Annotated in this window: 22 protein-coding genes; 15 read left to right on the top strand and 7 right to left on the bottom strand. The window is 64.3% G+C overall.

All coding sequences use genetic code 11. From position 1 onward, the window contains the following. Position 1: 1 nt before the first annotated feature. Positions 2-1,966: an acyl-CoA dehydrogenase family protein gene (locus AB4Y81_RS20980; protein WP_441996868.1), complete on the bottom strand. Its 1,965-nt coding sequence runs from the start codon at positions 1,964-1,966 to the stop codon at positions 2-4. Between the two features lie 62 nt (positions 1,967-2,028). Beyond that, on the bottom strand, positions 2,029-2,331 hold the full coding sequence (locus tag AB4Y81_RS20975) for a hypothetical protein (protein WP_018779938.1): 303 nt from the start codon (positions 2,329-2,331) through the stop codon (positions 2,029-2,031). A 292-nt stretch (positions 2,332-2,623) separates the two neighbouring features. Between AB4Y81_RS20975 and AB4Y81_RS20970 the strand changes: the two genes are divergently transcribed. The 3 genes from AB4Y81_RS20970 to AB4Y81_RS20960 are packed head-to-tail and all read left to right on the top strand — an operon-like array spanning position 2,624 to position 8,443. Next, positions 2,624-4,081, top strand: coding sequence for a DUF3375 family protein (locus tag AB4Y81_RS20970; protein WP_026267467.1), 1,458 nt, complete (start codon positions 2,624-2,626; stop codon positions 4,079-4,081). Continuing rightward, positions 4,074-4,973, top strand: a complete 900-nt coding sequence (locus tag AB4Y81_RS20965; protein ID WP_441996866.1) for a DUF4194 domain-containing protein — start codon at positions 4,074-4,076, stop codon at positions 4,971-4,973. Before AB4Y81_RS20970 ends, AB4Y81_RS20965 begins: the two co-directional genes overlap by 8 nt. After that, positions 4,970-8,443: an ATP-binding protein gene (locus AB4Y81_RS20960; RefSeq protein WP_441996864.1), complete on the top strand. Its 3,474-nt coding sequence runs from the start codon at positions 4,970-4,972 to the stop codon at positions 8,441-8,443. Before AB4Y81_RS20965 ends, AB4Y81_RS20960 begins: the two co-directional genes overlap by 4 nt. A gap of 77 nt (positions 8,444-8,520) precedes the next feature. Here AB4Y81_RS20960 and AB4Y81_RS20955 read toward each other — a convergent pair whose 3' ends face one another. Next, positions 8,521-9,021 (bottom strand): FBP domain-containing protein, encoded by a 501-nt coding sequence (locus AB4Y81_RS20955; RefSeq protein ID WP_064723867.1) that lies wholly within the window; start codon positions 9,019-9,021, stop codon positions 8,521-8,523. A 432-nt stretch (positions 9,022-9,453) separates the two neighbouring features. Between AB4Y81_RS20955 and AB4Y81_RS20950 the strand changes: the two genes are divergently transcribed. The 7 genes from AB4Y81_RS20950 (at position 9,454) to AB4Y81_RS20920 (ending at position 16,614) form a co-directional block, all read left to right on the top strand. Then, on the top strand, positions 9,454-10,524 hold the full coding sequence (locus tag AB4Y81_RS20950; RefSeq protein ID WP_441996862.1) for an iron-siderophore ABC transporter substrate-binding protein: 1,071 nt from the start codon (positions 9,454-9,456) through the stop codon (positions 10,522-10,524). Positions 10,525-10,529: 5 nt separating this feature from the next. Further along, entirely contained in the window at positions 10,530-11,645 is a 1,116-nt protein-coding gene (locus AB4Y81_RS20945; RefSeq protein WP_082499789.1) for a FecCD family ABC transporter permease, read from the top strand. Positions 11,646-11,767: 122 nt separating this feature from the next. After that, entirely contained in the window at positions 11,768-12,751 is a 984-nt protein-coding gene (locus AB4Y81_RS20940; protein WP_227453738.1) for a FecCD family ABC transporter permease, read from the top strand. A gap of 1 nt (position 12,752) precedes the next feature. Further along, positions 12,753-13,577, top strand: coding sequence for an ABC transporter ATP-binding protein (locus AB4Y81_RS20935; protein WP_018779929.1), 825 nt, complete (start codon positions 12,753-12,755; stop codon positions 13,575-13,577). Next, the gene (locus AB4Y81_RS20930; protein ID WP_018779928.1) at positions 13,574-14,629 is read left to right on the top strand and encodes a siderophore-interacting protein; all 1,056 of its coding nucleotides are present in this window, start codon (positions 13,574-13,576) and stop codon (positions 14,627-14,629) included. Before AB4Y81_RS20935 ends, AB4Y81_RS20930 begins: the two co-directional genes overlap by 4 nt. Before the next feature lie 321 nt (positions 14,630-14,950). Further along, a complete protein-coding gene (locus tag AB4Y81_RS20925) occupies positions 14,951-15,787 on the top strand; it encodes an SGNH/GDSL hydrolase family protein (RefSeq protein WP_441996859.1) in 837 nt (278 codons plus the stop codon). Beyond that, on the top strand, positions 15,784-16,614 hold the full coding sequence (locus AB4Y81_RS20920; RefSeq protein ID WP_441996857.1) for an SGNH/GDSL hydrolase family protein: 831 nt from the start codon (positions 15,784-15,786) through the stop codon (positions 16,612-16,614). Before AB4Y81_RS20925 ends, AB4Y81_RS20920 begins: the two co-directional genes overlap by 4 nt. Here AB4Y81_RS20920 and AB4Y81_RS20915 read toward each other — a convergent pair. Further along, on the bottom strand, positions 16,590-16,877 hold the full coding sequence (locus tag AB4Y81_RS20915) for a YciI family protein (protein WP_441996855.1): 288 nt from the start codon (positions 16,875-16,877) through the stop codon (positions 16,590-16,592). The two genes, AB4Y81_RS20920 and AB4Y81_RS20915, sit on opposite strands and share 25 nt — an antisense overlap. Before the next feature lie 69 nt (positions 16,878-16,946). On the opposite strand from AB4Y81_RS20915, the gene AB4Y81_RS20910 reads away from it, so the two are divergent. Then, positions 16,947-17,426, top strand: a complete 480-nt coding sequence (locus AB4Y81_RS20910; protein ID WP_018779924.1) for a MarR family winged helix-turn-helix transcriptional regulator — start codon at positions 16,947-16,949, stop codon at positions 17,424-17,426. A 63-nt stretch (positions 17,427-17,489) separates the two neighbouring features. Further along, positions 17,490-18,257, top strand: a complete 768-nt coding sequence (locus AB4Y81_RS20905) for an SGNH/GDSL hydrolase family protein (RefSeq protein WP_422757588.1) — start codon at positions 17,490-17,492, stop codon at positions 18,255-18,257. Here the strand turns inward: AB4Y81_RS20905 and AB4Y81_RS20900 are convergent. Genes AB4Y81_RS20900 through AB4Y81_RS20890 form a run of 3 tightly spaced genes read right to left on the bottom strand, consistent with a single transcriptional unit; the run spans position 18,241 to position 20,952 of the window. Next, positions 18,241-19,032: an FAD:protein FMN transferase gene (locus AB4Y81_RS20900; RefSeq protein ID WP_441996852.1), complete on the bottom strand. Its 792-nt coding sequence runs from the start codon at positions 19,030-19,032 to the stop codon at positions 18,241-18,243. The two genes, AB4Y81_RS20905 and AB4Y81_RS20900, sit on opposite strands and share 17 nt — an antisense overlap. Then, entirely contained in the window at positions 19,016-19,495 is a 480-nt protein-coding gene (locus AB4Y81_RS20895) for an FMN-binding protein (protein WP_055975281.1), read from the bottom strand. The genes AB4Y81_RS20900 and AB4Y81_RS20895 overlap by 17 nt, the downstream gene beginning before the upstream one ends. After that, entirely contained in the window at positions 19,492-20,952 is a 1,461-nt protein-coding gene (locus AB4Y81_RS20890) for a ferredoxin reductase family protein (protein WP_441996850.1), read from the bottom strand. Before AB4Y81_RS20890 ends, AB4Y81_RS20895 begins: the two co-directional genes overlap by 4 nt. A gap of 383 nt (positions 20,953-21,335) precedes the next feature. Between AB4Y81_RS20890 and rpmB the strand changes: the two genes are divergently transcribed. The 3 genes from rpmB to rpsN are packed head-to-tail and all read left to right on the top strand — an operon-like array spanning position 21,336 to position 22,049. Then, a complete protein-coding gene (gene rpmB, locus AB4Y81_RS20885) occupies positions 21,336-21,572 on the top strand; it encodes a 50S ribosomal protein L28 (RefSeq protein WP_011776361.1) in 237 nt (78 codons plus the stop codon). After that, a complete protein-coding gene (rpmG, locus tag AB4Y81_RS20880; RefSeq protein WP_003798558.1) occupies positions 21,572-21,739 on the top strand; it encodes a 50S ribosomal protein L33 in 168 nt (55 codons plus the stop codon). Before rpmB ends, rpmG begins: the two co-directional genes overlap by 1 nt. A gap of 4 nt (positions 21,740-21,743) precedes the next feature. Continuing rightward, a complete protein-coding gene (gene rpsN, locus AB4Y81_RS20875; RefSeq protein ID WP_011776360.1) occupies positions 21,744-22,049 on the top strand; it encodes a 30S ribosomal protein S14 in 306 nt (101 codons plus the stop codon). The last annotated feature ends 933 nt before the right edge of the window (positions 22,050-22,982 follow it).

The following is a 22,982-nucleotide window of genomic DNA, read 5'->3' as shown; positions in this document are numbered from 1 at the left end:
CTCACCGGTATTTGCGGTGGAGGGTTTCCTTGGTCGAGGGGCCGGGGGAGGCGTCGCCGATCCAGGGGCCTGTTCCTTCGGATTGGTCCAGGATTCCGGCCTCCAGCCAGGCGTAGTCGCCGTCGAGGACTTTCCGCGAGAGGTCGTGGTCGCCGTCGTCGGTGTTGCGCCAAAGCTGGTCGAAGTACTCATCCACCCGAACACGGGCCTGTTCGCAGAAGGCTTCAGCCAGCTCGAAGGCAGCCGCGCCTTGTTCCGGGTGGGTCCGCAGCAGCGACTCGGCGCGTGAACAGCACGCGGCCATGGCGAACAGCTCGGCCCCGATGTCCACGATCCTGCCCAGGAACGCCTGCTTGTGCTCAAGCTTGGCCTGCCAGCGTCCCATCCCGTAGAAGGTCTGCCGGGCGAGGCGGCGCGAGGAGCGTTCAACAAAGCGCAACTGCTTGGCGAGCCGCCCGAATTCGGCGTACGACCGAGGGTCCATCCCGGCGCCCGCAACCAGTTTGGGCAACCAGCGGGCGTAGAAGCCGGAGGCCCCGACGGCGGCCTTCGCCTTGTCCTGCAGGCTTGCGTCCGCCGAGGCGAGGTCGCCGGCGGCGGCGAGGTGTGCGTCCACTGCCTCGCGCGCGATCAGGAGTTTCATGATTTCGCTGGAACCCTCGAAGATCCTGTTGATGCGAAGATCCCGGAGGAGTTGCTCGGCCGGGACTGCCCGTTCCCCACGGGCTTCGAGGGAATCGGCGGTTTCGAAGCCGCGGCCGCCACGGATCTGCACCAGTTCATCGGCGATCCTGCAGCTCAGTTCGGTGGACCACAGTTTGGCCAGCGCGGCCTCGATGCGGACGTCCTTCTGGCCGGCGTCGGCCATCTCGGCGGAGAGCTCAAACACGGCCTCCAACGCAAAAGTGGTGGCTGCGATGAAGGCGATCTTCTTGCCCACGGCCTCGTGCTTGCCCACTGGGCGGCCCCACTGCGTCCGGGCGTTGGACCACTCCCGGGAAATCTTCAGGCTCCACTTTCCAGCAGCGACGCAGAGGCCGGGGATGGAAAGCCGCCCGGTGTTCAGGGTCGTGAGGGCGATCTTCAGCCCCTGCCCCTCCCGCCCGAGCCGGTTGGCGGCAGGCACCCGCACCTGGTGGAAGCGCGTCACGCCATTCTCGATGCCACGCAGGCCCATGAAGGCATTCCGGTTCTCCACCGTGATGCCGGGCGAGTCCATCTCCACCACAAAAGCCGAAATGCCGCCCTTGTGCTCGGTTCCATCAGGATCGGTGTGGGCCGGAACCCTGGCCATGACCACAACGAGTTCAGCGATCACGCCGTTGGTGGTCCAGAGTTTCACGCCGTCCAGAAGGTAAGAACCGCCGTCGTCGGAAAGTACGGCAGTGGCGCCCATGCGGGCGGGGTCGCTGCCGACGTCGGGTTCTGTCAGGAGGAACGCCGTGATGGCGCCGGCGGCGCAGCGCGGCAGGTATTCCTTCTTCTGCTCCGGCGTGCCGAACTCCTTGACGGGCTCGGGGACGCCGATTGATTGGTGGGCGGAAATCAGCGCACCCAGGCTCGGATGGACTGAACCCAGGAGGGCGAGGGCCCGGCCGTAGTACACCAGGGAAAGGCCCAGTCCGCCGTATTCGCGTGGGATCTTCATGCCGAACACGCCAAGCTCAGCGAGCCCGGCCAGATACTCGTCCGGAATCCTGGCGTCGCGTTCGATCTGCCGGCCGGACATTGTTTTGGCAAACGCCAGCAACCGGGCCATGAACTCCTCGCCCCGTTCCACGTCGTCCGCTTTGGCTTGTGGCCAGGGGTGGATCAGGCTGAGGTCGAAGCTGCCCAGATACAGGCCTTTGGCGAAGCTTGGCCGGTTCCATTCAGTTTCGCGGGCAGCCTCGGCGACGGCGCGGGCTTCCTCTGCTGTGGCATTGACGCTTGCGGCGGTGAGACTGCTGTCTGTAGCGGACGTCATGGGAAAACTCCTCTAGCCGGTTGTGCCGGATGGAGCCAGGGTCCGCCGTGGGTGGGAACCCTTCAGCTGTCCCTCAATGCTACCCGCGGGTAGCTACCCGTGCCAGAGGAAACCTGGGGCTGGAATTCCGCCGGAATTTCCACCTGTCCGGCGTGGTGGACCAGGCTGTCCCAGGCAAAATTAATGCCGTGGACAAGGCCACCAAGGACGGCTTTGACGATGTACCAGGCCGTCCCCATGGCTCCGATCAGGACGATCGTTGCCATTGCTGCGGCCGCAATGAATGCGGCCAGGATTACAGCGAAGAACAGCGTTCCAATAACTACGTATGTGCCTGTTTCCAGCGCAGTGAAATCGAAATCCATGGTTCCCCCCGGAGCGACATTGCGTGAGTCGACGCGGCGTGGCGGCGTCGATGATCTGACATTAGGGGCGGGGGTGCTTTCCGGCCAGTGCTGACGCGCGTCATTTGCGGCGTTGATATGCGATCGAAACCGTACCGGAGCGTAAGTCACGGAATGGTTGCGGCCGGCCTGCGCTGAAGCCCCCGACGGCGGTACTTCCGGCCCGCTCGACGCCTCCGCGACGCTCTGCGTTAACCTTGTACGGGGCAGTTTCCGCTGCCAGCCAGGTTTCGCAGCAGCTGAAGGAGAGTAGTTGTCCCGTTCAGCCATGTCCTCCGCCGACGCAATCGGCGCGAGGCTCCGCGACCTCGAACAGCTGACCAAGGGTCCCGCGTGGGCCCTGACGCGCTCGGCGCCGTGGGTCATCGCCGTCCTCCAGGCCTCCTTTACCCGCACCAGGCCGCAGCTTCCGCTCGAAGAGTTCCACGCCGACGTCGACGCTTTCCTTGAGCAGCTCCGGCGCCAGGATCCTGCGCTTGGCGGCCAGCAGAACGGCAAGTTGTTCGGTGACGAATGGACGCGCAAGCAGTTCCTGACGCGACGCAACCAGTCGGGCCGGATCGTGTACGAGGTCACCGAGCCCGCAGCGCGTGTGCTCGCTTTCCTCGACAGCCTCTCCAGCGAACGTTCCACACTGAACGGCTCGAGGCTCGGCACGCTGCTCGGCGATGTGGAGAAGCTGGCCAACGAAACAAACCCGGACCAGAGCGCGCGCCTGGAGGCCCTGGAAGAGGAAATCCACGAGCGCCAGCAGCTGGTGGAGGACATCAGTTCCGGCGAATTCGACGGCCTCCTTGACGACGAAGAAGCCGTTGAAGCTGCCGGTAACATCCTTGACCTCGCCGCAAGCCTGCCCGCGGACTACAAGAAAATGCGTGACCGTATCGAGGAACTGGTGGGGGAGCTCCGCAACCAGATCATCGAAGAGTCGTTGAGCAAGGGCGCAACCATGGCCCAGGTTCTGGAGGCCGACAAACGGCTTCGGCAAAGCCCCGAAGGACGTACTTTCCGCTCCTTCACCGCCTTCCTTGAGGATCCGCAACAGCAGCTGCGTTTCCGCTCGGCCATCGGCGAGGTGCTGAGCAGGCAGTTTGCGGACGATCTCTCCCACGAGGACCGCGAAACGCTGAAAAACCTCGTCGCGGAACTGCGGTACCAGCACAGCCAGATCCAGCGGATTTACGGAAAGCTCTCGGAAAGCCTCAACACCTATATCCAGAGCGACGACGTCCGGCAGTCGGTTAGTCTCCGCAAAGTGCTGGCCGAAGCCGAACAGGCCATCCGTTCCCTGCCCTACGAACGCGACCGGCCCGGCCTGGTGCCTGGACCTGTGCTCTTCAACGCCGGGTTCGAGTCCTTGGCCATGGTCAAGCTGTTCGACCCGGACGAGTTCGCCACGCCCCCGCGCCTGGCCGACCCCATAGCGTTCAGCGACTCGGACAGGGTCCGTTCGGCCCGCACCGGCAAAGCGCGCCCCGATGTTGTGCGGGCGGCCATGGCGGGCTCGGCCACGTTGGGTGAGGCCTGGGAAAACCTGCCCGCGGAGGAACGGCACATCAACAGCGTCCGGACCCTCCTGTCCATGGCATTGCAGACCGGTGCGGCTTTCGACCGCGCCGCCTGGGAACACATCGACTTCGAACAAATCGACGGCAGCATCCGCACCGCGTACCTGCCTGTCGTCACGCTGAATGAGGATTCCAATGACTGAGGACATCACGACGACGGACATCACCGAAGCGGAGGACGTCACCGCTGCGGAGGACGTCACCGAAGCTGAGCAGGACACCGAAGCCGAGCAGGACACCGTTGAGGTGCCAGATGAGACCGCCCAGCACCCGGACCCGTTCCGGATCACGCCGCGGGACACTTTCGTGGACGGTGCTGCGCTCTTCCCCGGCGACACCGGCGTGCTCCCGATGAAAGTCCGCCATGCCCTGGTGAAGCTCCTTAAAGGTCCCTACGTTGACGGTGCCCGCGACGAGAAGCTGTGGACGACCCTCCTGGACAACCAGCTGATTCTCCGAAGCCGCCTCTCGGAACTCTTCCTGACGCTCCAGTTGGACCACGACCGCAAGATCGCTGTCCTGCGACCCGTTGATCCGGAAATCATCGGGGCGAGCTCCCGCTCCAGCATTCTCCGCCAGCAGCGTGCTTTGAGCCGCGTTGAAACCATCGTGCTGCTCCGGCTGCGCCTCCTCCTGGACCGCCACGTCACAGCCCAGACCGACCCCACGATCACCCGCGAAGAGATCTCCGACCTCGTAGCGAACTACACCCCCGCCGGCCAACAGGATGCCCTGCGCGACTCCGACGTGGTCACCCGCACCATCACCAAACTCCTCGCCCGGCAACTTCTCCTCCCCACCCCGCTGGATGACACGTACACCATCAGCAACGCCCTGCCATTGGCCCTCCCGTTCGAAAACATCGGCGACATCCCGGCCCACATAGAGGCCCTCGTGGCAGTAGCAGCGGACGAATCCGGCACGGAGCCTTTGCTGGATATGGAAGCTGACTCCAGCCCCACTTCCGAAGAAGGGGACGACGACGCCGGTACCGCCGCGGACAGTGACCCAGCAGCAGAGGAGGCAGCCAAGTGACCATCGCAAGCATGCTCCCGCTCGGCGAGCTCACGAACCCGGGCCAGATGCGTTTGGCCCTCGTCCAGGTGGTCAACTGGGGCACCTTCCATGGCGCCCACACCATGCACGTGGACCGCAAGGGCACGCTGCTGACCGGCAATTCCGGTGTCGGCAAGTCCACACTCTTTGATGCCATGCTCCGCGTTTTCGATGCCCGCCCGCGGTCGAACGAGGCTGCTGCCCAGCGGTCCGGCGGGGCTGTGGAGGACAAGAGGACCACGTTCACCTACATGCGCGGCAAGGTCGGTGACAAGGCGGTCGGGGATAGTTCGGCCAGTGCCTTCCAGCGCCCCGGTGCCACCTGGTCCGCCGTCGCGCTGACGTTTGATAACGCAGCCGGCACGAAAGTGACGGTGTCGGCGCTGTTCGACCTGCCGAAAAACGGCACGGAGTCGAGCGTTGGGCGTTTCTATGTGATCGACAGCAAGCCCCTGGACCTCGAAGCGATCGAGGGGATCGCGCAGAAGCGGTTTACCAGGAGTGCCTTGGAGTCGATCTTCCCGGACGGTCAGGTGTTCGACGTCCACAAGGCGTTCGCCGAGCGGTTCCGGCGGCTCCTGGGTATCAACTCGGACCAGGCGCTTCCGCTGCTGCGCGTTATCCAGGCCGGCAAGGGCTTGGGCGGCAGCGTCAACACATTCTTCCGGGACCAGGTGCTGGATGCCCCGGCCACGCTGGCTGCGGCGGACGACGTCGTGGAGGAATTCAGCAACCTGATGTCGATCCGGCAGCGGCTGGAGGATGTCCGGCTGCAGCGCGACCAGTTGGCTCCGGTGCCGGGCCTGAACAAGGAATACGCCCAGGCCTTGTTGGACGCCAACCGCCTCCGTGAGTTGGCCGGCGAAGAGTTTGAAGCTTACAAGCAGCAGCTCGCTGTCACGGTGCACGCCAAGACGTTGGCCCGCTTCAAGGAGTTGGCACAGTCCAAGGCGCAGGAACTCGCCGCCGAGCGTGTGGTCCGCGATGCCCTGGCCAAGGAGTTGCGCGACCTTGAGCTGGACTACAACAACCGCGGTGGCAACGCCATTTCGGCCATTGAGCAGTCGTTGGAGAACGCCAAGGTTGGCCTGAAGCTGCGCCAGCAGGTTGAGGACTCGGCCAGGAAGGCGCTGGCCGACGCCGGGTTGAACCTGGAATGGTCCGCCGAGGGCTGGGACCAGGCGCACGAGCAGGCCGCCGCCCGTTCGATCGAGCTGAAAGACGATTCAGAGGCCTTGAAGGAACTCCGTTTCGAGGCGTTCGATGGCCACGCGACCAAGAAGCGTGAGCTGGCTGCGGCCCAGCAGGAACTGTTGTCGCTGCGGTCGCGCAAGTCCCTGCTGCCGCCGTCGAGCATTGAAAACCGGGCCGCCATCGCTGCCGCGACGGGCGTACCGGAGGAGCGGATGCCGTTTGGCGGCGAGCTGATCGACCTCGCGGAGGGGCAGGACCAGTGGCGGCCCGCGGCGGAGCGGGCCCTGCGCAACCTGGCCACCACCTTGCTGGTTCCGGGGGAGCACTTTGCCGCCGTCACGCGATACCTGAACGACAACACTGTTCGGGGCGCGCTGCGCGCGGTGGACGTCTCCAAGCCGCTTGCCGGTGGGGCGCTGGCTGTGGAGGACGTGTCCGACGGCGACCTCTTGACGAAGTTGAGCATCCTAACCTCGGGCGCAAACGCCGACGCCGGGGAATGGATCCGTGAGCGGATCGCCCTGGACTTTGCGTATCCGTGTGTCGAGGACCCGGACGAGCTTGCCTCGATGGACAAGGGCCTGAGCCTGGGCGGCGTTGTGAAGCGGAACCGGCACACCGTTGAGAAGGACGACCGATTCACCAGCCGGCAGGATTACGTCCTCGGCTTCGATAACGCTTCCAAGCTTGAACTCGTCGCTGCCCGCGTGGGCGAGCTGGAGAATGAGCTGGCCAAGGCTGCCGACCTGGCCCAAAGCCGTGAGGATTCGCACCAAGGCATGGCCCGCCAACTGGAAGCCCTGCGGCGCGTGGCTGAAGACGAGCGGCCGTGGGAGCAGGTTTCAGCTGCCGTTGCCGCGGACGAGCTGGCACGGATAGAGCAACGGCTGGTGGATGCTTTGGCCGCCCAGGCGGACCTCGAGCCGTTGCGTGCCAACATCGAAGTTGTTAGGGAAAAGCACCAGTCCTCCACAGGCGTGGCGGCTGTGCTGCAGAGCGAATACAAAGCGCTCGACCACAAGATGACCACGGCTGACGGGCTGCTGGATGCGGCGAGGCTCAAGCTTGAGCAGTCACCGCCGTCGGCCTCTACCGTCACCGCGCTGGAACCGTACTTCGACGGCGTCGCGGACGTCTCCGAACTGTATGAGCTGGACAACCTGGCCAACAGCGTCCGGAACAAACTCCTGGACGAGTTGCACGCGGCCGAATCCCGGAGCCAGGCGACTGCCGAACGCCTGACGCGCATGTTCGAAGCGTTCGTCCGCGACTGGGGGAGCGCCATCAGCGCCGACCACGGCACCTCAATTGGTGCCGCAGGCGACTTTGAATCCCGCTACCACGCGATCGTGAGCGACGGCCTGCCCGCACAGGAGGCCGAGTTCAGGCTGTTCTTCAACCAACGCACGCACGAGTCGTTCAGTACGCTCCTGCACCTTCTCGATGAGGAACGGCGCAGCATCACCAGCCGCATCCTCCCTCTCAACGGCATCTTGTCCGAGGTCAATTTCCACGAGGGAAGCTTCCTGGAACTGGACATCAAGCAGACGCTGCCGGCAACGGCCAAGGTCTTCAAGGACGCCATCCAGAACGCTTTGAAAACCAAACACACACGGCCCTCGCGCGGCGCTTCGGCCGCTGGTTCCGCCGAAACGGACGACGACGCCGAGCTCACCGCCCGGTATAAATCGCTGGAAACGCTGGTGAAGCGGCTCGGATCGCAAACGCCGGAGGATCGACGTTGGCGTGCCGAGGTGCTGGACGTCCGTGGACACGTCTTCATCCAGTGCAAGGAACACCGCGAGGTGGCAAAGCAAGGGAAGGCCGGCGCATCCAAAACCGGCAAGAAGAAAACCGAAGTCTTCATGCACGCCGACACCGGCTCCATGTCAGGCGGTGAGCGCCAACGGTTCACGGCCTTCATCATGGCTGCTGCATTGAGCTACCAGTTGGGCATCGCCGAGCAGGGCTTCACCACCTACGGCACCGTGATGATGGACGAAGCGTTCGTGCTGGCCTCGGAGGAGTTCGCGGGTGCGGGCATCAAGGCACTCCACGAATTCGGCTTCCAGCTGTTGCTGGCCGCGCCCGAAAACGTCATTGACCTGTCACGGCACCTCGGCTCCGTCACGGAGATCCTGCGGGACAAGCGGACCAACCGCTCGGGCGTCCTCACGGCTCCCGTTATCGCAGGGCCGGGCGAACCCGGCGCATGGCGATCCGAAGCCAACCCGGTGGACATCGTCCTGCGCTAGAAAGCAACGCGGGGTCACTTATGGCCCTTTGGGAGGCCCTTTATGGGCCAAAAGTGACCCCGCGTTGCTCCAGGGCGCTACTTTGACACGTCGCGGACCCGGTCCAGGAACTGTTCCGTCCTGGACTCCAGGCCTGCGATTTGCCGAACCACGACGACGGCCGGGTCCGGGTTGATCTCATTGGCCGGTGGTTCCTTGCGCACGTTGGCGCTGCAACCGAACTCGGCGCAGATCAGGGTGCCCACGGTGTTCCCGTCCTTGCCGGACTGTCCAGCCTTCTTGGCAACCCACAGGTAGACGTCGTCCTTGGAGAAGACGTCCCGGCACAGTTCGCACAGCACCACACGCTTCTTGCCGGACCCTCCCTCGGGGGCGCGGAGCATGACCCCAGTAAGTTTGCCCCGGTGGGGGACCACCAGGTACCCGCGCTGGGGCATCTTCTCGTCGCGCCATCCCAGGAATTCAAGGTTGTCCCAGTCGATGGTGTCGAAATCGCGGGGAAGATTGGCCTTCGCTGCCTCGGAGCGGCTGGCGTTGATGAAGGATGAACGGATCTGTTGGGCAGTGATTTTCTGCATGGCAAAGCTTCTTTCGAAAAGTGGTCGACGTCCGCGTGCCTGGGCGTGCCTCTGCCGGCACGGCCACGGGCAGTGTTGCGGGATGGCAGGAGTCGTCGGTCACCAAACGAGGAAATGGCAAGGCAAGGAAAGTGCCCTGAGGCCGGGTTTTTGCTGTGCCCGGAAACCTAGAGAGATGCCGACGTGCAGGGGAGTGCCAAGCAGGCCAAAACGGCCACCTCGCCAACCATGGCTGCAGCAACTGAAACAGTGCGCACGCTCATCCCCTCGTCGTTTTCCAGGAAGCGGTTGTTCCGCCATCGACCATCCTAACCCCAATCAAAAGCAGCCCGCATTGCCCAGGCCTGGAGATTAGGTGACGCAAACGTTTCGTAATTATCGGGAGGGTAGGCTAGCCTTACTTAGGTTCGCATCACTTACCTAAGGAGTACCGTGGCATCCCTTCTCCCACGCCGCGCCCTGCTGAAAACCGCAGGTACCGCGACGGCCGTCCTGGCCGCCGTCGCCCTTTCCCTCACTGGCTGCTCCACAGGACCGGCCACGTCGACGCCGGCAACCGAGCAGGCCGAGTCCGCCGCGTTCCCCGTGACCATCAAGAACGTCTTCGGTGAGACCACCATCAAGGAACAGCCCAAGCGCGTAGTCACCGTCTCGTGGGTCAACGACGACGTCGCACTCGCCCTGGGTGTTGTTCCGGTTGGCGTTCCCAAGAACGAGTGGGGCAACAACGACAAGGGCTCCACCCCGTGGAAGGACGCAGCGCTGGAGAAGCTCGGCGCCGCCTTCGGCACCGACAAGGCTCCCGTGCAGTACTCCGAGGCAGACRGCATCAACTTCACCGAGATCGCCAAGCTCAACCCGGACGTCATCCTGGCTGCCTACTCGGGCCTGGAAGAGGCTGACTACAAGAAGCTCAGCGAAATCGCCCCCGTCGTGGCGCAGCCGGAACTGGCCTACGGTACGCCGTGGCAGGAAAGCACCACCATCATCGGCAAGGCGCTGGGCAAGGAAGCCGAAGCCAAGAAGCTGGTCGAAGACACCGAAGCCACCATCAAGGACAAGGTTTCCAAGTACCCGCAGATCAAAGACAAGACCTTCATTTACGGCAACCTCGAGCCCGCCAAGGGTGACGGCGCCAACGTCTACACCGCCATCGACAACCGCCCCCGGTTCCTCTCCGAAATCGGCATGAAGCTGGCCCCCGTCGTTACGGAAAACACCAAGTCGAACACGGAATTCTTCATCCCGTGGTCCGCGGAAAAGGCCAACGAGCTTGAATCCGACATCTTCGTGACCTGGGTTCCCGAGGCTGCAACGGCCGACGCCATCAAGGCCGACCCGCTGCTGGGCCAGATCCCGGCCATCAAGAAGGGCGCACTGGTTGCCGATTCGGACCAGACCCTGACGCTCTCCATCTCCGCTTCCTCGCCGCTGAGCCTGCCGTGGGCACTGGATACGTTCCTGCCGCAGCTGGGTAAGGCCGCAGAAGCCGCAGGCAAGTAACTGCAATGAAACTGAGTACGACGACGGCCGTCCAGGGGCGGGGCAGCGGCAGCATGGTGCCGGCTGGCCCGGGAGGCATCTCCCCTGACGCTTCGGCATCCGGTAGGGGAACCGGGGCCCGGAGCGCAGCAGGCAAGCGCACCGCCTGGCTGCTGCTGGCCGTCGTCGTACTCGCCGCAGTAAGTGCCGCATCGTTGGCGATCGGCGCGCGCGGCCTTCCCCTCACCACGGTGTGGGAGGCCCTCACCAACTTCAATCCGGCTGACGGCAACCACGCTGTGGTGATCGCCCGGATTCCCCGCACCGTCCTGGGCCTCCTGGCTGGCGCTGCACTTGGCCTCGCCGGGGCTGCCATGCAGGGCGTCGCCCGCAACCCGCTGGCCGACCCGGGGATCCTTGGTCTCAACGCCGGCGCGGCCTTGTCCGTGGTTGTTGGCATCTACGTCTTCGGCATCGGCTCACTGACCGGCTACATCTGGTTCGCTTTCATCGGAGCCGCGGCAGCCGCCGTCGTCGTTTATGCCATAGCGTCCCGGGGGCGCGACGGTGCGACGCCGGTCAAGCTCGCCTTGGCGGGTGCGGCGTTGAGCGCGGGTCTGTTCTCCCTGATGAACGTCATTCTTGTCTCCAGCCAGGACACCCTGGACCGTTTCCGTTTCTGGCAGGTGGGCAGCATCGGCGGGCGGGACTGGTCCGTGCTGCTGCCTGCGCTGCCGTTCCTGGCTGTTGGCGCGGTCATCGTCCTGGGCGGCGGGCGCGTCCTGAACAGCCTGGCCCTGGGCGATGACATTGCCCGCGGCCTGGGCCAGAACGTCGGACTGGCACGCGGGATCACGGCACTGGGCATCGTGCTGTTGTGTGGTTCGGCGACTGCGTTGGCCGGCCCCATCGGCTTCCTTGGCCTGGTGATCCCCCACGCCGTCCGGTTGCTGACCGGCCCGGATTACCGGTGGATCCTGCCGTTTTCCCTGGTCTCGGCTCCCATCCTGCTCATCACCGCCGACATCATCGGCCGCGTGATCCTCCTCCCGGGCGAAGTTCCGGCAGGCATCATGACCGCGATCGTTGGAGCGCCGGTGTTCGTTTGGCTGATTCGCCGTGGAAAGGGGGCCGGACTGTGACGGTCCTTAAATCCGCGCCTGAGACGGCACTTAATGCCAATAATTCCCCCAAACACCCTCATCATCTGCCACTTCGGCGCGTGCTGAGCCCCACCTTCTTCCTGGGCCTCGCGCTGCTGGTGATGTTCGCCGTGTACGTGCTCCTGGGAAGCTACACCGTGACCATCCCCGACTTCTTCACCATCGTCATCAACCATCTGACCGGCGGCGAGAAGATCCCGGGCGCCAGCTTCATCGTGATGGAACACAAACTGCCCCGCGCTGTGGTGGGAACGATGATCGGCCTCGCTTTCGGGCTCGCCGGCGCGCTGTTCCAGACCATGCTGCGCAACCCGCTGGCCAGCCCGGACATCATCGGCATCAGCTACGGTGCCAGCGCCGCGGCAGTGACGGCCATCGTGATCTTCGGCGCATCCGGGGCTGTCGTTTCCGGTGCGGCCCTCGGCGGCGCACTGGGTGTCGCGGCCATCATCTACGCGATCTCCCGCGGCACCGGCTCCGGCGCGGGCGGGGGCAGCCGGGGCAACGCTGCAGGCAACCGCCTCATCCTGGCCGGCGTGGGCATCGCCGCAGCACTCCACGCGGTGGTCAACTTCCTCATGACCCGTGCGGATATCCGGACTGCCGCCGACGCCCTCATCTGGCTCAACGGCTCGCTGAACTCAGCCACCTGGGACCGGGCCGGTGTTCTGGGGGTCTCCTTGCTTGTCTTGCTGCCGGCCGTCGTGGTCCTCGCCGGACCGTTGCGCATCCTTGAACTGGGCGACGACGCTGCCGCCGGCCTCGGAATCAGGGTCAACGCCGCGCGGCTGGGACTCGTGCTGACCGCCGTCGGACTTGCCGCCGTCGCCACTGCCGCCGCCGGACCGGTAGCTTTCGTCGCGTTCCTCGCCGGGCCGATCGCCCGCCGCATCGTGCGCAAACCCAGCCTTCCGGCGTCGGCCCTCACTGGCGCGCTGATCGTGCTGCTGGCCGACTTCTTCGCCTCCAACATTGCTCCGGTCGTCCTGGACGGAACCGTCCTCCCGGTCGGCGTCATCACCGGTGCGCTCGGTGCACCCTTCCTGCTGTGGCTTCTGGTCACGTCCAACCGAAAGGAAGCCTGACATGGCCATCCTTAATGCCAAGGACCTCACGCTCCAGTACGAGCAGCGCAAGGTGGTGGAGGGGCTCTCCACCGAGATTCCCGAGGGCAAAGTGACCATGATCGTCGGCGCCAACGCCTGCGGCAAATCCACGCTCCTGCGCGGCTTGTCGCGGTTGCTGAAGCCGGCCGGCGGTGCCGTGACGCTGGACGGAAAGGACATCCACTCCCGTCCTGCCCGCGAACTGGCCCGCACGCTGGGCCTCCTGCCGCAGCACCCTGCCGCTCCGGACGGCATCACTGTGCGCGACCTCGTGGGCCGCGGCCGCTACCCGCACCAAGGTTTCTTCCGCAGCTGGAGCGCCGCCGACGACGCCGCGGTGCAGCGCGCGCTCGAAGCCACCGATACCTTTGGACTCGCTGAGCGGAGCATCGACGAACTGTCCGGCGGCCAGCGCCAGAGGGTCTGGATTGCCATGGCCTTGGCGCAGGAAACCGACGTCCTGCTGCTGGACGAGCCCACCACCTACCTGGACCTCGCGCATCAGGTGGAAGTCCTCGACCTCATCACGGACCTCAACCGCCGTCGCGGGACCACTGTGGCGATCGTGCTCCACGACTTGAACCTGGCAGCGCGCTACGCAGATCACGTCATCGCCATGAAGGGCGGGTGCATCGTGGCTGAAGGGCCCGCCATCGATGTGGTCACGGAAGAACTCGTCTTCAACGTTTTCGGCCTGGAGTCCCGGGTGGTTCCGGACCCCATCTCAGGCACACCACTGATCGTTCCCATTGGACGGCACCACGCAAGCCCCGCTGTAAGCAACGAATTGGAGATCGCCTCATGAGTGCACAACCGACACAGGCCAAAGCAAGCGCCGCCGTGGAGCCCATGACCCTCGCCTTCGACGTCACCGTGACGGCAGTGCAGGAACTGAGCCCCAATTTCCGCCGGATCACGTTCGGCGGCTACTCGCTGCGCGACTTCGGCGTCGCGGGCGACACCCTGGACTTGCGCGTGAAGCTGATGATTCCGTCCTTTGACGCAGACGGCAATGTCATTCCGTTGCCCCCCTTCAAAATGGAAGAGGCCGGCTGGTACCAGGAATGGCTGGCGATGGACCCGTCCGTCCGTGGGGACATGCGGACTTACACCGTCCGCTCCGAACGGCTCGACGCCGTGTACCCCGAAATCGACATCGACTTCGTCATGCACTTCGACGACGCCGGGCACGGCGGACCTGCGGCCAACTGGGCGCTTGCTGCGAAACCGGGCGACGCACTGACCATCATCGGTCCCAACAACAGGGCTGCACAGTGCGCCACCGCCGGCGCCTACGGTGGCATTGAATGGCGGCCGGGGCTGGCGCAGCGCGTACTCCTGGCCGGCGACGAAACCGCAGTGCCCGCCATCAGCGCCATCCTGGAAAGCCTGCCCGCCGACATGACCGGACATGCCTTCCTCGAGGTGCCCGAAGCCGGCGATTTCCAGGACATCAGCACCGCCGCCGACATCGAAATCACCTGGCTTGCCCGCGGCGCAGCCATCGGACGCTCCCGTCCCCACGGCGAACTCCTCAAGGAAGCCGTGGCCAAGGCAGTTCCCGTCCCGGGTTGGGTGGGCATCAAGGGTTCCGGAACCGCAGCAGGTCCTGAGCCCGAAGACGTCAACGTGGACCAGGACATTCTTTGGGAAACCCCGCAGCGCATGGACGCGGCAGCCATCGAAGCCACCAAGAACCCGACACTGCCCGCAGGTGCCCTGCCGTTCTACGCCTGGATTGCCGGCGAAGCGTTCGTGATCAAGGAAATGCGGCGCTACCTGGTGCGGGACGTTGGCATTGACCGCAAGCAGGTTGCGTTCATGGGCTACTGGCGTCGCGGCAAGGCGGAGGGCTAAGCCTTTTACGTGGGCGGCCGATTGGCGGCCATCCTCGGCGTGCTGCTCCTTCGTCGCTTTGACGCACGCTGCCGGATGCCCGACAACCGGCCCTGCAGTGCCGGACGCTTGCTCACTTCCCGCGTGCTTGGGCCGGACGCTTGTTCACTTCCCGCGTGCTTGGGCCGGACGCTTGCTCACATCCCGCGTGCTTGAGCCGGACGCTTGCTCACATCCCGCGTGCTTGGGTCCGACGCTTGCTCACATCCCGCGTGCTTGGGTCGGACGCTTGTTCACTTGGGGTTGGCTCGGGCTTAACCGGGGGCGGGTAGCTTCGGTGGGGTGCGGGACGACTTCGGTGACGGGAACAGCGCTCGACGGCGGTATGTCGCCATCGGGGATTCCTTCACCGAGGGCGTGGGGGACCCGAGCAAGATCCTGCCGAACGGGGTGCGCGGCTGGGCCGACCGGGTGGCCGAAAGGCTGGCGAAGGCGCAACCGGGGTGGGAGTACGCCAATCTGGCAGTTCGCAGCAAGAGGCTCCGGCACATCATCGATGAACAGCTCGAACCCGCGCTCGCCATGGAGCCCACGCTCATCACGCTGTACGCCGGCGGCAATGACATCCTGGACTTCGGCACGGACATGGACACCCTTCTTGCCGACTACGAACTCCTGGTCGCGCGGCTGAGTGGAACCGGGGCTACGGTGGTGCTCTTCACGGGGTTCGACGTCAAGGTTTCCGCGGTCCTGGAGCCGTTCAAGAAACGCAATACCTTGTACAACCACAGAGTCCGGGAGATAGCGGCCAAGTACGGCGCCGTTCTGGTGGATTATTGGTGCTTCGATGCTTACAAGGACCCGCGGATGTGGTCCCCGGACCGGCTTCACATGTCCAAAGCCGGCCACAAGTACTTGGCCGGACAGGTTCTGGACCATCTCAATGTCCCGCACAAGATCCCGGCCAAGGAATGGGAACCGCCTACCCGTTTGACCTTGCGTGAATGGGAGCGCCGCCAACGCCGCTGGGTCAACGACTGGGTGGTGCCGTTGTTCGGGCGCAAACTGCGCGGTGTCACCCTGGGCGATTCGCTGCAACCCCGCTGGCCGCATCCGGTCAAAGTCCCCCGCAAGGGTGGTTTGAAGAAGCTCATGGAAAACCGGGAGGCAGCACAATGACCATGACGCGGAGATTCGTCGCGTTGGGAGACTCCTTCACTGAGGGCGTGGGAGACGTTGACCGCAGGCTACCCAACAACTGTCGTGGCTGGGCTGACCGTGTGGCCGAGGAGTTCGCCCGGCACGATGACCGCACGCTCTACGCCAACCTGGCCGTTCGGGGCCGCCGCCTCCAAAGGATCGTCGACGAGCAGCTCGAACCCGCACTGGCCCTGAATCCCACACTCATCAGCTTCTACRCCGGCGGTAACGACCTCCTCATGGCCCGGCTCAACCTGGGCCGGCTCATGAGGGATTACGAAAATGCCGTGATGCGCCTCAAAGCCAGCGGTGCCACGATCGTGCTCTTCACCGGCTACAACGTCCCGTTGTCTCCCTTGCTGGAGCCCTTGAAGGTCCGTACTGCCATTTACAACCGCCACATCCGGCGGATTGCCGCGAAGTACCAGACGCTCCTGGTGGATTATTGGTGCTTTGAAAAGTTCCAGGACCCCCGCATGTGGGCTTCCGACCGGCTGCACATGTCCACGCCGGGCCACAGGTACATGGCCAGGAAAGTCCTGGAGGTCCTGGGAGCGCCCCATTCGCTCTCTGAGCCGGTCATGGCGCCGTGGCGTTCGAAGTCCCTCACCGAAAACATCGCCGACGACGTCGCCTGGCTGAGGCGCGACGTCGGACCTTGGTTTTCACGCCGGGTCCGCGGCGTTTCGAGCGGTGACCACCTGGGTGCCCGCTGGCCGGAACTCATGCCGGTGGTGCTGCCCGAACGGCTCGGAACCAGCGCGGCGAAAACCGTGAAAACTCAGCTGTCCAGCAGGTTTTCGTAGCCTTCGGCCACGCTGGTGGCGGTGAATTCGATGATTTCGAAGTCGGCCACCCCGTTGCTGTAGAACGGATCCTCGGCCAGCGAGGCATCCAACGTTGCCCTGTCCACTTTGGACAGCAGCACGCCTCCAGTGGCCGGGACGCGACGTCCGGACGCAAGGAAGATCCCGCCGTCGAACGCGTCCTTGAGCCAGGCCATATGGCCCGGGGGGTGAAAGTCGACGATTTCGTCCGGAACTTTGTAGGTCAAAGAGACTACGAACATGCAGCCAGCCTATCGCCAGGGCAGCAGGCCTGGACCCGGGAAGCCGACGGATTCTCATAAGATGGACCCATGAATCAACCCCGGTGGCTGAACGCCGACGAACGCCGTGCCTGGCTTGCCCTGCTGAGCATCAATACTTTGCTCCCCTCGGCGTTGGACACCCAGCTTCAGGCGGCCGGGAAACTGTCCCTGTTCGATTACAACGTGCTCGCCATGCTCTCCGAAACGGAGGGCCGGTACCTGCCTATGAGCGAGCTCGCTGCCCGGACAAGCGCCTCCCTGTCACGGCTTTCGCACGTGGTCACCAAACTGCAGAAACGTGGCTGGGTGGAACGGCAGGCCCACCCCGGCGACGCCCGCGTCACGGTGGCGCACCTGACCGACGCCGGCATGTCCACCATTGTTTCCCTGGCGCCAGCCCATGTGGAGTCGGTGCGGACGCTGATGCTCGACTCGCTCAGCCCCGACGACGTCGCCGACCTCGCACGGATCGGCGAGAAAATCGTTGCCCGGTTGGACAACAACCACTGGATTCTCCGCGATTCCTAGTGCTTTCTCCGGCGCAGAACAGCGGCTTTGTGGCTGTGAGCGCTGAAGTGGCAGACTGGCGGCATGGATTTTTCTGCCCGATATGTTGCCCTGGGGGATTCGTTCACTGAGGGTGTCGGCGACGACGATCCCACCCGCCCCAACGGGGTGCGCGGCTGGGCTGACATCGTGGCAGAGCAATTGGCCCAAAGCAACCCCGGTTTCGGCTACGCCAACCTGGCCATCCGTGGCCGGAAACTCCGCCAGATCATGGCCGAGCAGGTGGATGCCGCCGTCGCCATGAAACCCACCCTGGTGACCCTTTACGCCGGGGCGAACGACATCCTGCGGCCCAAGATCGACATCGACTCGCTGTTGGAGGAGTACGACGCCGGCATCGCCAAGTTGAGTGCGACCGGTGCCACGGTCCTCCTCTTCACTGGCTTCGATGCGAAGGGCTCGAAAGTGTTCAGCGCGATGCGTGGCCGCACTGCGATCTACAACGAACTCGTGCGGGAGATCGCGGAGGACCACGGCGCCTTGTTGGTGGATTACTGGCGCTTCGACGAATACGACGACTGGCGGCTGTGGGGCGAGGACCGGATGCACATGTCCACAGCCGGCCACATCAACATGGCCAAGCGCGTCCTGGACGTCCTGGAACACGAGCATGTGATCGACGTTCCCGAGCTCGCGCCCGCGCGGCTTTTGGGGAGGGTGGAGGCCCTGAAGGCAAACGCGCGCTGGCTCCGGGAGTCGGCAGCGCCGTGGGTGTCCCGTCGTCTCCGGGGCGTGTCTTCCGGCGATGGCCTCAGTCCCAAGTACGCAGAACTGATCAGGCCGGTTTCCTGAACCCGGAGGTAGCCAGCAGTGTCCCGTCGCGACGTACCGCGAGGACTTCCACCTTCCATTTTTCAACAGCCTGATCGAGGGTCCTTGTCCCGCCGGCGACGATGGCGGTTGCAAGGACGTCGGCGGTAACGATGTCGGCGGCGGCCACGGAAACCTGGTCGAACTCCGATGCCGCACCTCCAATGGCCCAAATGTGCTGGCCGCGTTCAGCCGTGCCCGACGTCGCGAGTGCCCGCAGGGCCGACATCGGATACGCGCCCAGCAAGGCTTGCCGATCCTGCGGGTCAACGATGCCGGCGAGCCACGGCTCCTCCGTCCCCGGTTCGGGGGACCCGCTCACCAGGACATCGCCGCCGGCGTTCAAGCACCAGTCCCGCAAACCCAGGGCTTCGAGGGACAACGCTGCCTCTCGCACCGCGTGTGCTTTCACGATCCCGGAAAGGTCCAACGTGCCATCCGGCCGCTCAGCCGTGAATGCCCCGCCGGTTGCCAACCGCCATTCGGACGCTTCTGCGTACAGGGCCTGCATGGACTCGGAGGCGTAGGCCAGGGTCAGCTCACCGCGGGCCAGCCTGCTCGCTTCGGAGCCGTTCCGGTACAGGCTGAAGCTCAGGTCCAGCTCAGAGAACTTATCCTCGACGACGGCGGCTGCTGACTCGAGCTCGTCAACGGCTGTTTGGGCGTAGTGGCCGCTCGCCACCGTCAGGCTCACTACGGTGCCCATGGTGCGGAATGTCCGGGCCCGCAGCTGCGTGGTGCTAGAAGTGTGCGGCATCGAGGGCTGCCTGGAGTGAGGTGAGGTAGGCGTCGCTGGTGACCGTTGCGCCGCCGACGGTTTGCACGTCCGCGGATTGCGCCTGGAGGACCTCGGACCGCAACACGGGTGCTGCCCGGCTGCTTATCTGGGCCGACTTGCGTTCGGCGTCAGTGAGCTGGAGGGCCGTGACTTCGGTGATCTTGCCGCCCTGGATGGTCACCCGGACCTGGACTGTACCGAAGCGGGTCTGGACGGCCGTGCCGTCGTACGTTGCCGCCGTCGTGGTTGTCTTGGTTCCGCTGCTGGTGGCGCTGCTGCTTCCGCTGGTGCCCGTGGTGGTGCCGCCGGCGGCACTGGCGCTGCTGCCCAGGCTTGTGGTGGTTGCCGTGCCGGTGTCGGCGATGTGCGCGCCCGACTGCCAGCCCGCCAACAGGATGCCCGCCGACGCCAGCGCGGTTGCCATGGCTGCTCGAATTCTCACCAGTCAAACCTTTCGTAGTGGACTTGTTCATCGGGGACACCCGCTGCACGGACTTCCCTGATCACGGAGGCGGCCCAGGGGGTGGGGCCGCAAACGTAAACGTCGGCGTCTGCGATGCCGGGTGCGTAGGAGGCGATGGTGAACCCGGCCGTCGTCGCGGATTCGGGGAGCCAGGAGCGGACGCCGGCTGAGCGGGGCCCCGTGAGGTGGAAGAGGGTGGCGCCCCGCGCCTGGCACAACGCCATGATTTCCTTGCCGAGGAAAAGCTCCGACTCATCGTGTCCCCGCAGCAGGACCGTGGCCTGTCCGGGTTCGAAAGGGGTGGATTCCAGGAGCGACCGCAACGGCGTGATGCCGATCCCCGCGCCGATCATCACCACGTTGTTCCGGGTGCGGGCCGCCGTGCTGAACATGCCGTAGGGGCCCTCAAGGGCGACCTTGGTGCCGGGCTTGATCCGGGCAAGCCGGGCAGAGCCTTCACCCAGGTTTCGCACTGTGATGCGCAAGCTCCCTGGTTTGCTTCCGACGCCGGACACGGGTTCCGCCGACAAGCTGAATGGGTGCGGCTGCCACCAGTGTCCCGGAGCGAGGAACCGCCAGAAGAAGAAACGGCCCCCGGCACCGGCCAGGCGTTCCAGCTGCAGGCCCGTCATTTCGATGCTGAAAACGTCCGGCGCAACCCGGACCACGCGGCTGACGGTGAGCTGGTGCCGGAATGTCGCTGCCAACGGCAGGTACACCCTGTAGAGGAGAAGTGCGGCGCCGGTCGCAATGCAAATAGCCAGCCAGTACCAGCGTTGCCACGTCCCTTCGGCGAACAACCCGCCCACACTGAACTGGTGCGGGATGGCGGTGCCAACGGCCACATAGGTCAGCAGGTGGATCGCGTACCAGAATTCGTACGGGAACTTCCGGCGGACGGCCACCAGCGACGTCACCACCACGGCAACGAACAGTGCCATGGAGACGAACGCGAGCCACATGTCCGGGACGTTGACCCAGAGCGAGACCGACTCACTGACCGGATCCAGGCCCTCCGCCGCTCCGTAGCCGATCGCGAGCAGGAGACCATGCGCCAGCAGCAGGTAAAGAGCCGGTTTGCCCAGCTTCTTGTGCACCTCCAAGGCGCGGTCATGGCCGATTGTGTTGTCCACGAACGGGATCCTGGCCGCGAGCAACAGCATCAACAACACCAGGTCCATGCCGATCAAGCCGGCTACGATCCCCAGCGATGTCATGGTGGCCGCGAACGACGAGAACCCGCTGGCGCCGCCGTCAGCAAGCCACAGCGTCACCGCCGCAACCGGCGATAACCACCCGACGAAAGCCAGGACATCGGCCCGGGCCAGCCGCCGTCGTGCTTGCGGACGGAAGCGCTCGACGGCGGCAGGTGCTGTCCGCCGGCCGGGCGCCGACGGGTTGTCCACCGGAGAATCAGGGGCCAGTAACGAGGTCATGTCCCAAGACTCGCCCGGCTTCCTTTCATTCTGCTGTGAAAGAGCTTTTGAGGGCGTATGATGCCGGATTGGTCTTAATTTGGCCTGGCCCGTAGAATAGTTAGGCGCTAGGTAGTGCGGATCGTGTGCAATTGCTCCGGTTGGTGGTGAAGTCAGTCTGACTGACATCCCGTTGGCCGGTAGTTAGGGGCTCAAGTTGCGTGCATTCCTGTATTCGCCCGGTATCCCAGGACCTGAATCATTGCGGTCCTGAGGCCAGCCTTCTTCGCCGCACTTGCTGCGGAAACTACCGAAATGGTGTGGACCCGGATGCGAACACTGCCTGTCGCACGGCAACGCAGGAACATCTGCACGCCGTTACATTCAATCTTTGGAGGAGAGTCATGGCAGCACACTGCCAAGTGACCGGAGCCGAGCCGGGCTTTGGACACAGCATTTCGCACTCGCACCGTCGCAACAAGCGCCGGTTCGACCCGAACATTCAGAAGAAGCGCTACTGGGTTCCGTCCCTGCGCCGTAATGTCACGCTGACCCTGTCAGCCCGTGGCATCAAGACCATCGACGTACGCGGCATCGACTCAGTCGTCGCCGACATCCTGGCACGAGGAGTAAAGCTCTAATGGCAAAGGACAAGGACGTACGTCCGATCATCAAGCTGAAGTCCACTGCGGGCACCGGTTACACCTACGTAACCCGCAAGAACCGTCGTAACGACCCGGACCGCCTGGTCCTGAAGAAGTACGACCCCAAGATCCGCCAGCACGTCGAATTCCGAGAGGAGCGCTAAACACATGGCAAAGAAGTCCAAGATTGCTCGCAACGAGCAGCGCAAGGTCATTGTTGAGCGTTACGCTGCCAAGCGTCTCGAACTGAAGAAGACCCTGGTTGACCCCAACGCGACTGACGAAGCACGCGAAGCTGCACGCCTCGGCCTGCAGAAGCTGCCCCGCAACGCCTCCCCGATCCGTCTGCGTAACCGCGACCAGATCGACGGCCGTCCCCGCGGCACGCTCCAGAAGTTCGGTATCTCCCGTGTTCGCTTCCGCGACATGGCTCACCGCGGTGAGCTCCCGGGCATCACCAAGTCTTCCTGGTAATCACGAAGCTCTGAAAGGGCCGGCGACCGTTATGGTTGCCGGCCCTTTTTGTGTTTAAGCGCGGGTTGTTCAGTTTCTCAGGCCGGTGGGCTTGTCGCGGAGAGGCGGCTGTCGGGGAGGCGGCGGTCTCGGAAGGGTGGCTGTCGGGGAGGGGTGGCCGGCGGGGAGGGGGCGGTCATCCTCTGCGCGCTCGGTCGTTCCTCCCTTGGACGCGCGCTGCCGGATAACCGCCCCCTCTTTCCGACGCTCGCTCACATCCCTAGGGCTTGAATCGGACGCTCGCTCACTTCCCGAGGGTTTGAGCGTGACGCTTGCTCACTTCCCGAGGGTTTGGTTGTGACGCTTGGTCGCGTTCCGCTGGGATGGGGTTCGACGGCGGTTGTTGGGTTGGGTGCGTGGGTGTCCGGGGGGGGTGTGGGTGGGTTGTGATGGGGTTCACGGTGGTTGTTTTGGTGGGTTTGGGGGTGGTTTGGTGGGGTGTTGGGGTTGTTTGGGTTGTGTTTGCGGGGTTTTTGGGTGGTGTGGTGGTGGATTTGTGTGGGGGCTTGTGGGCGTGTAATGTCTACTGAGTCGCCGCGAGTGAGACAGCCTGGAGCTGAGAACTGCGGGGGCCGACCCCCTTGATAACAGCCTGAGAAATGGTTCGCTTTTGAGCGTGCCGTGTGGGTGGGGCCGGATGCTTGATCGGAGAATCGCGGGAACGTTGATTTGCCAAGATCGGGTGGTTCGGGTAAGTTTGGAAAGTTGCTCCGGAGCGATCCTGGACCCTGTGGGGTGTGGGTGGTGCCGGTTGTGTCTGTTGTTTGAGAACTCAATAGTGTGCCAAGTTTGTTGATACCGATTGTTTTATTGATTGGTTGAAATTTTGCCAGGTTGCTCAAGTTTGTTGATACCGATTGTTTTATTGATTGGTTGAAATTTTGCCAGGTTGCT

The sequence above is a fragment of the Paenarthrobacter sp. TAF1 genome, from assembly GCF_052113825.1.
In the GTDB taxonomy this organism is placed as follows: domain Bacteria; phylum Actinomycetota; class Actinomycetes; order Actinomycetales; family Micrococcaceae; genus Arthrobacter; species Arthrobacter nicotinovorans.
This window is presented reverse-complemented; position numbering and strand designations above follow the sequence as displayed.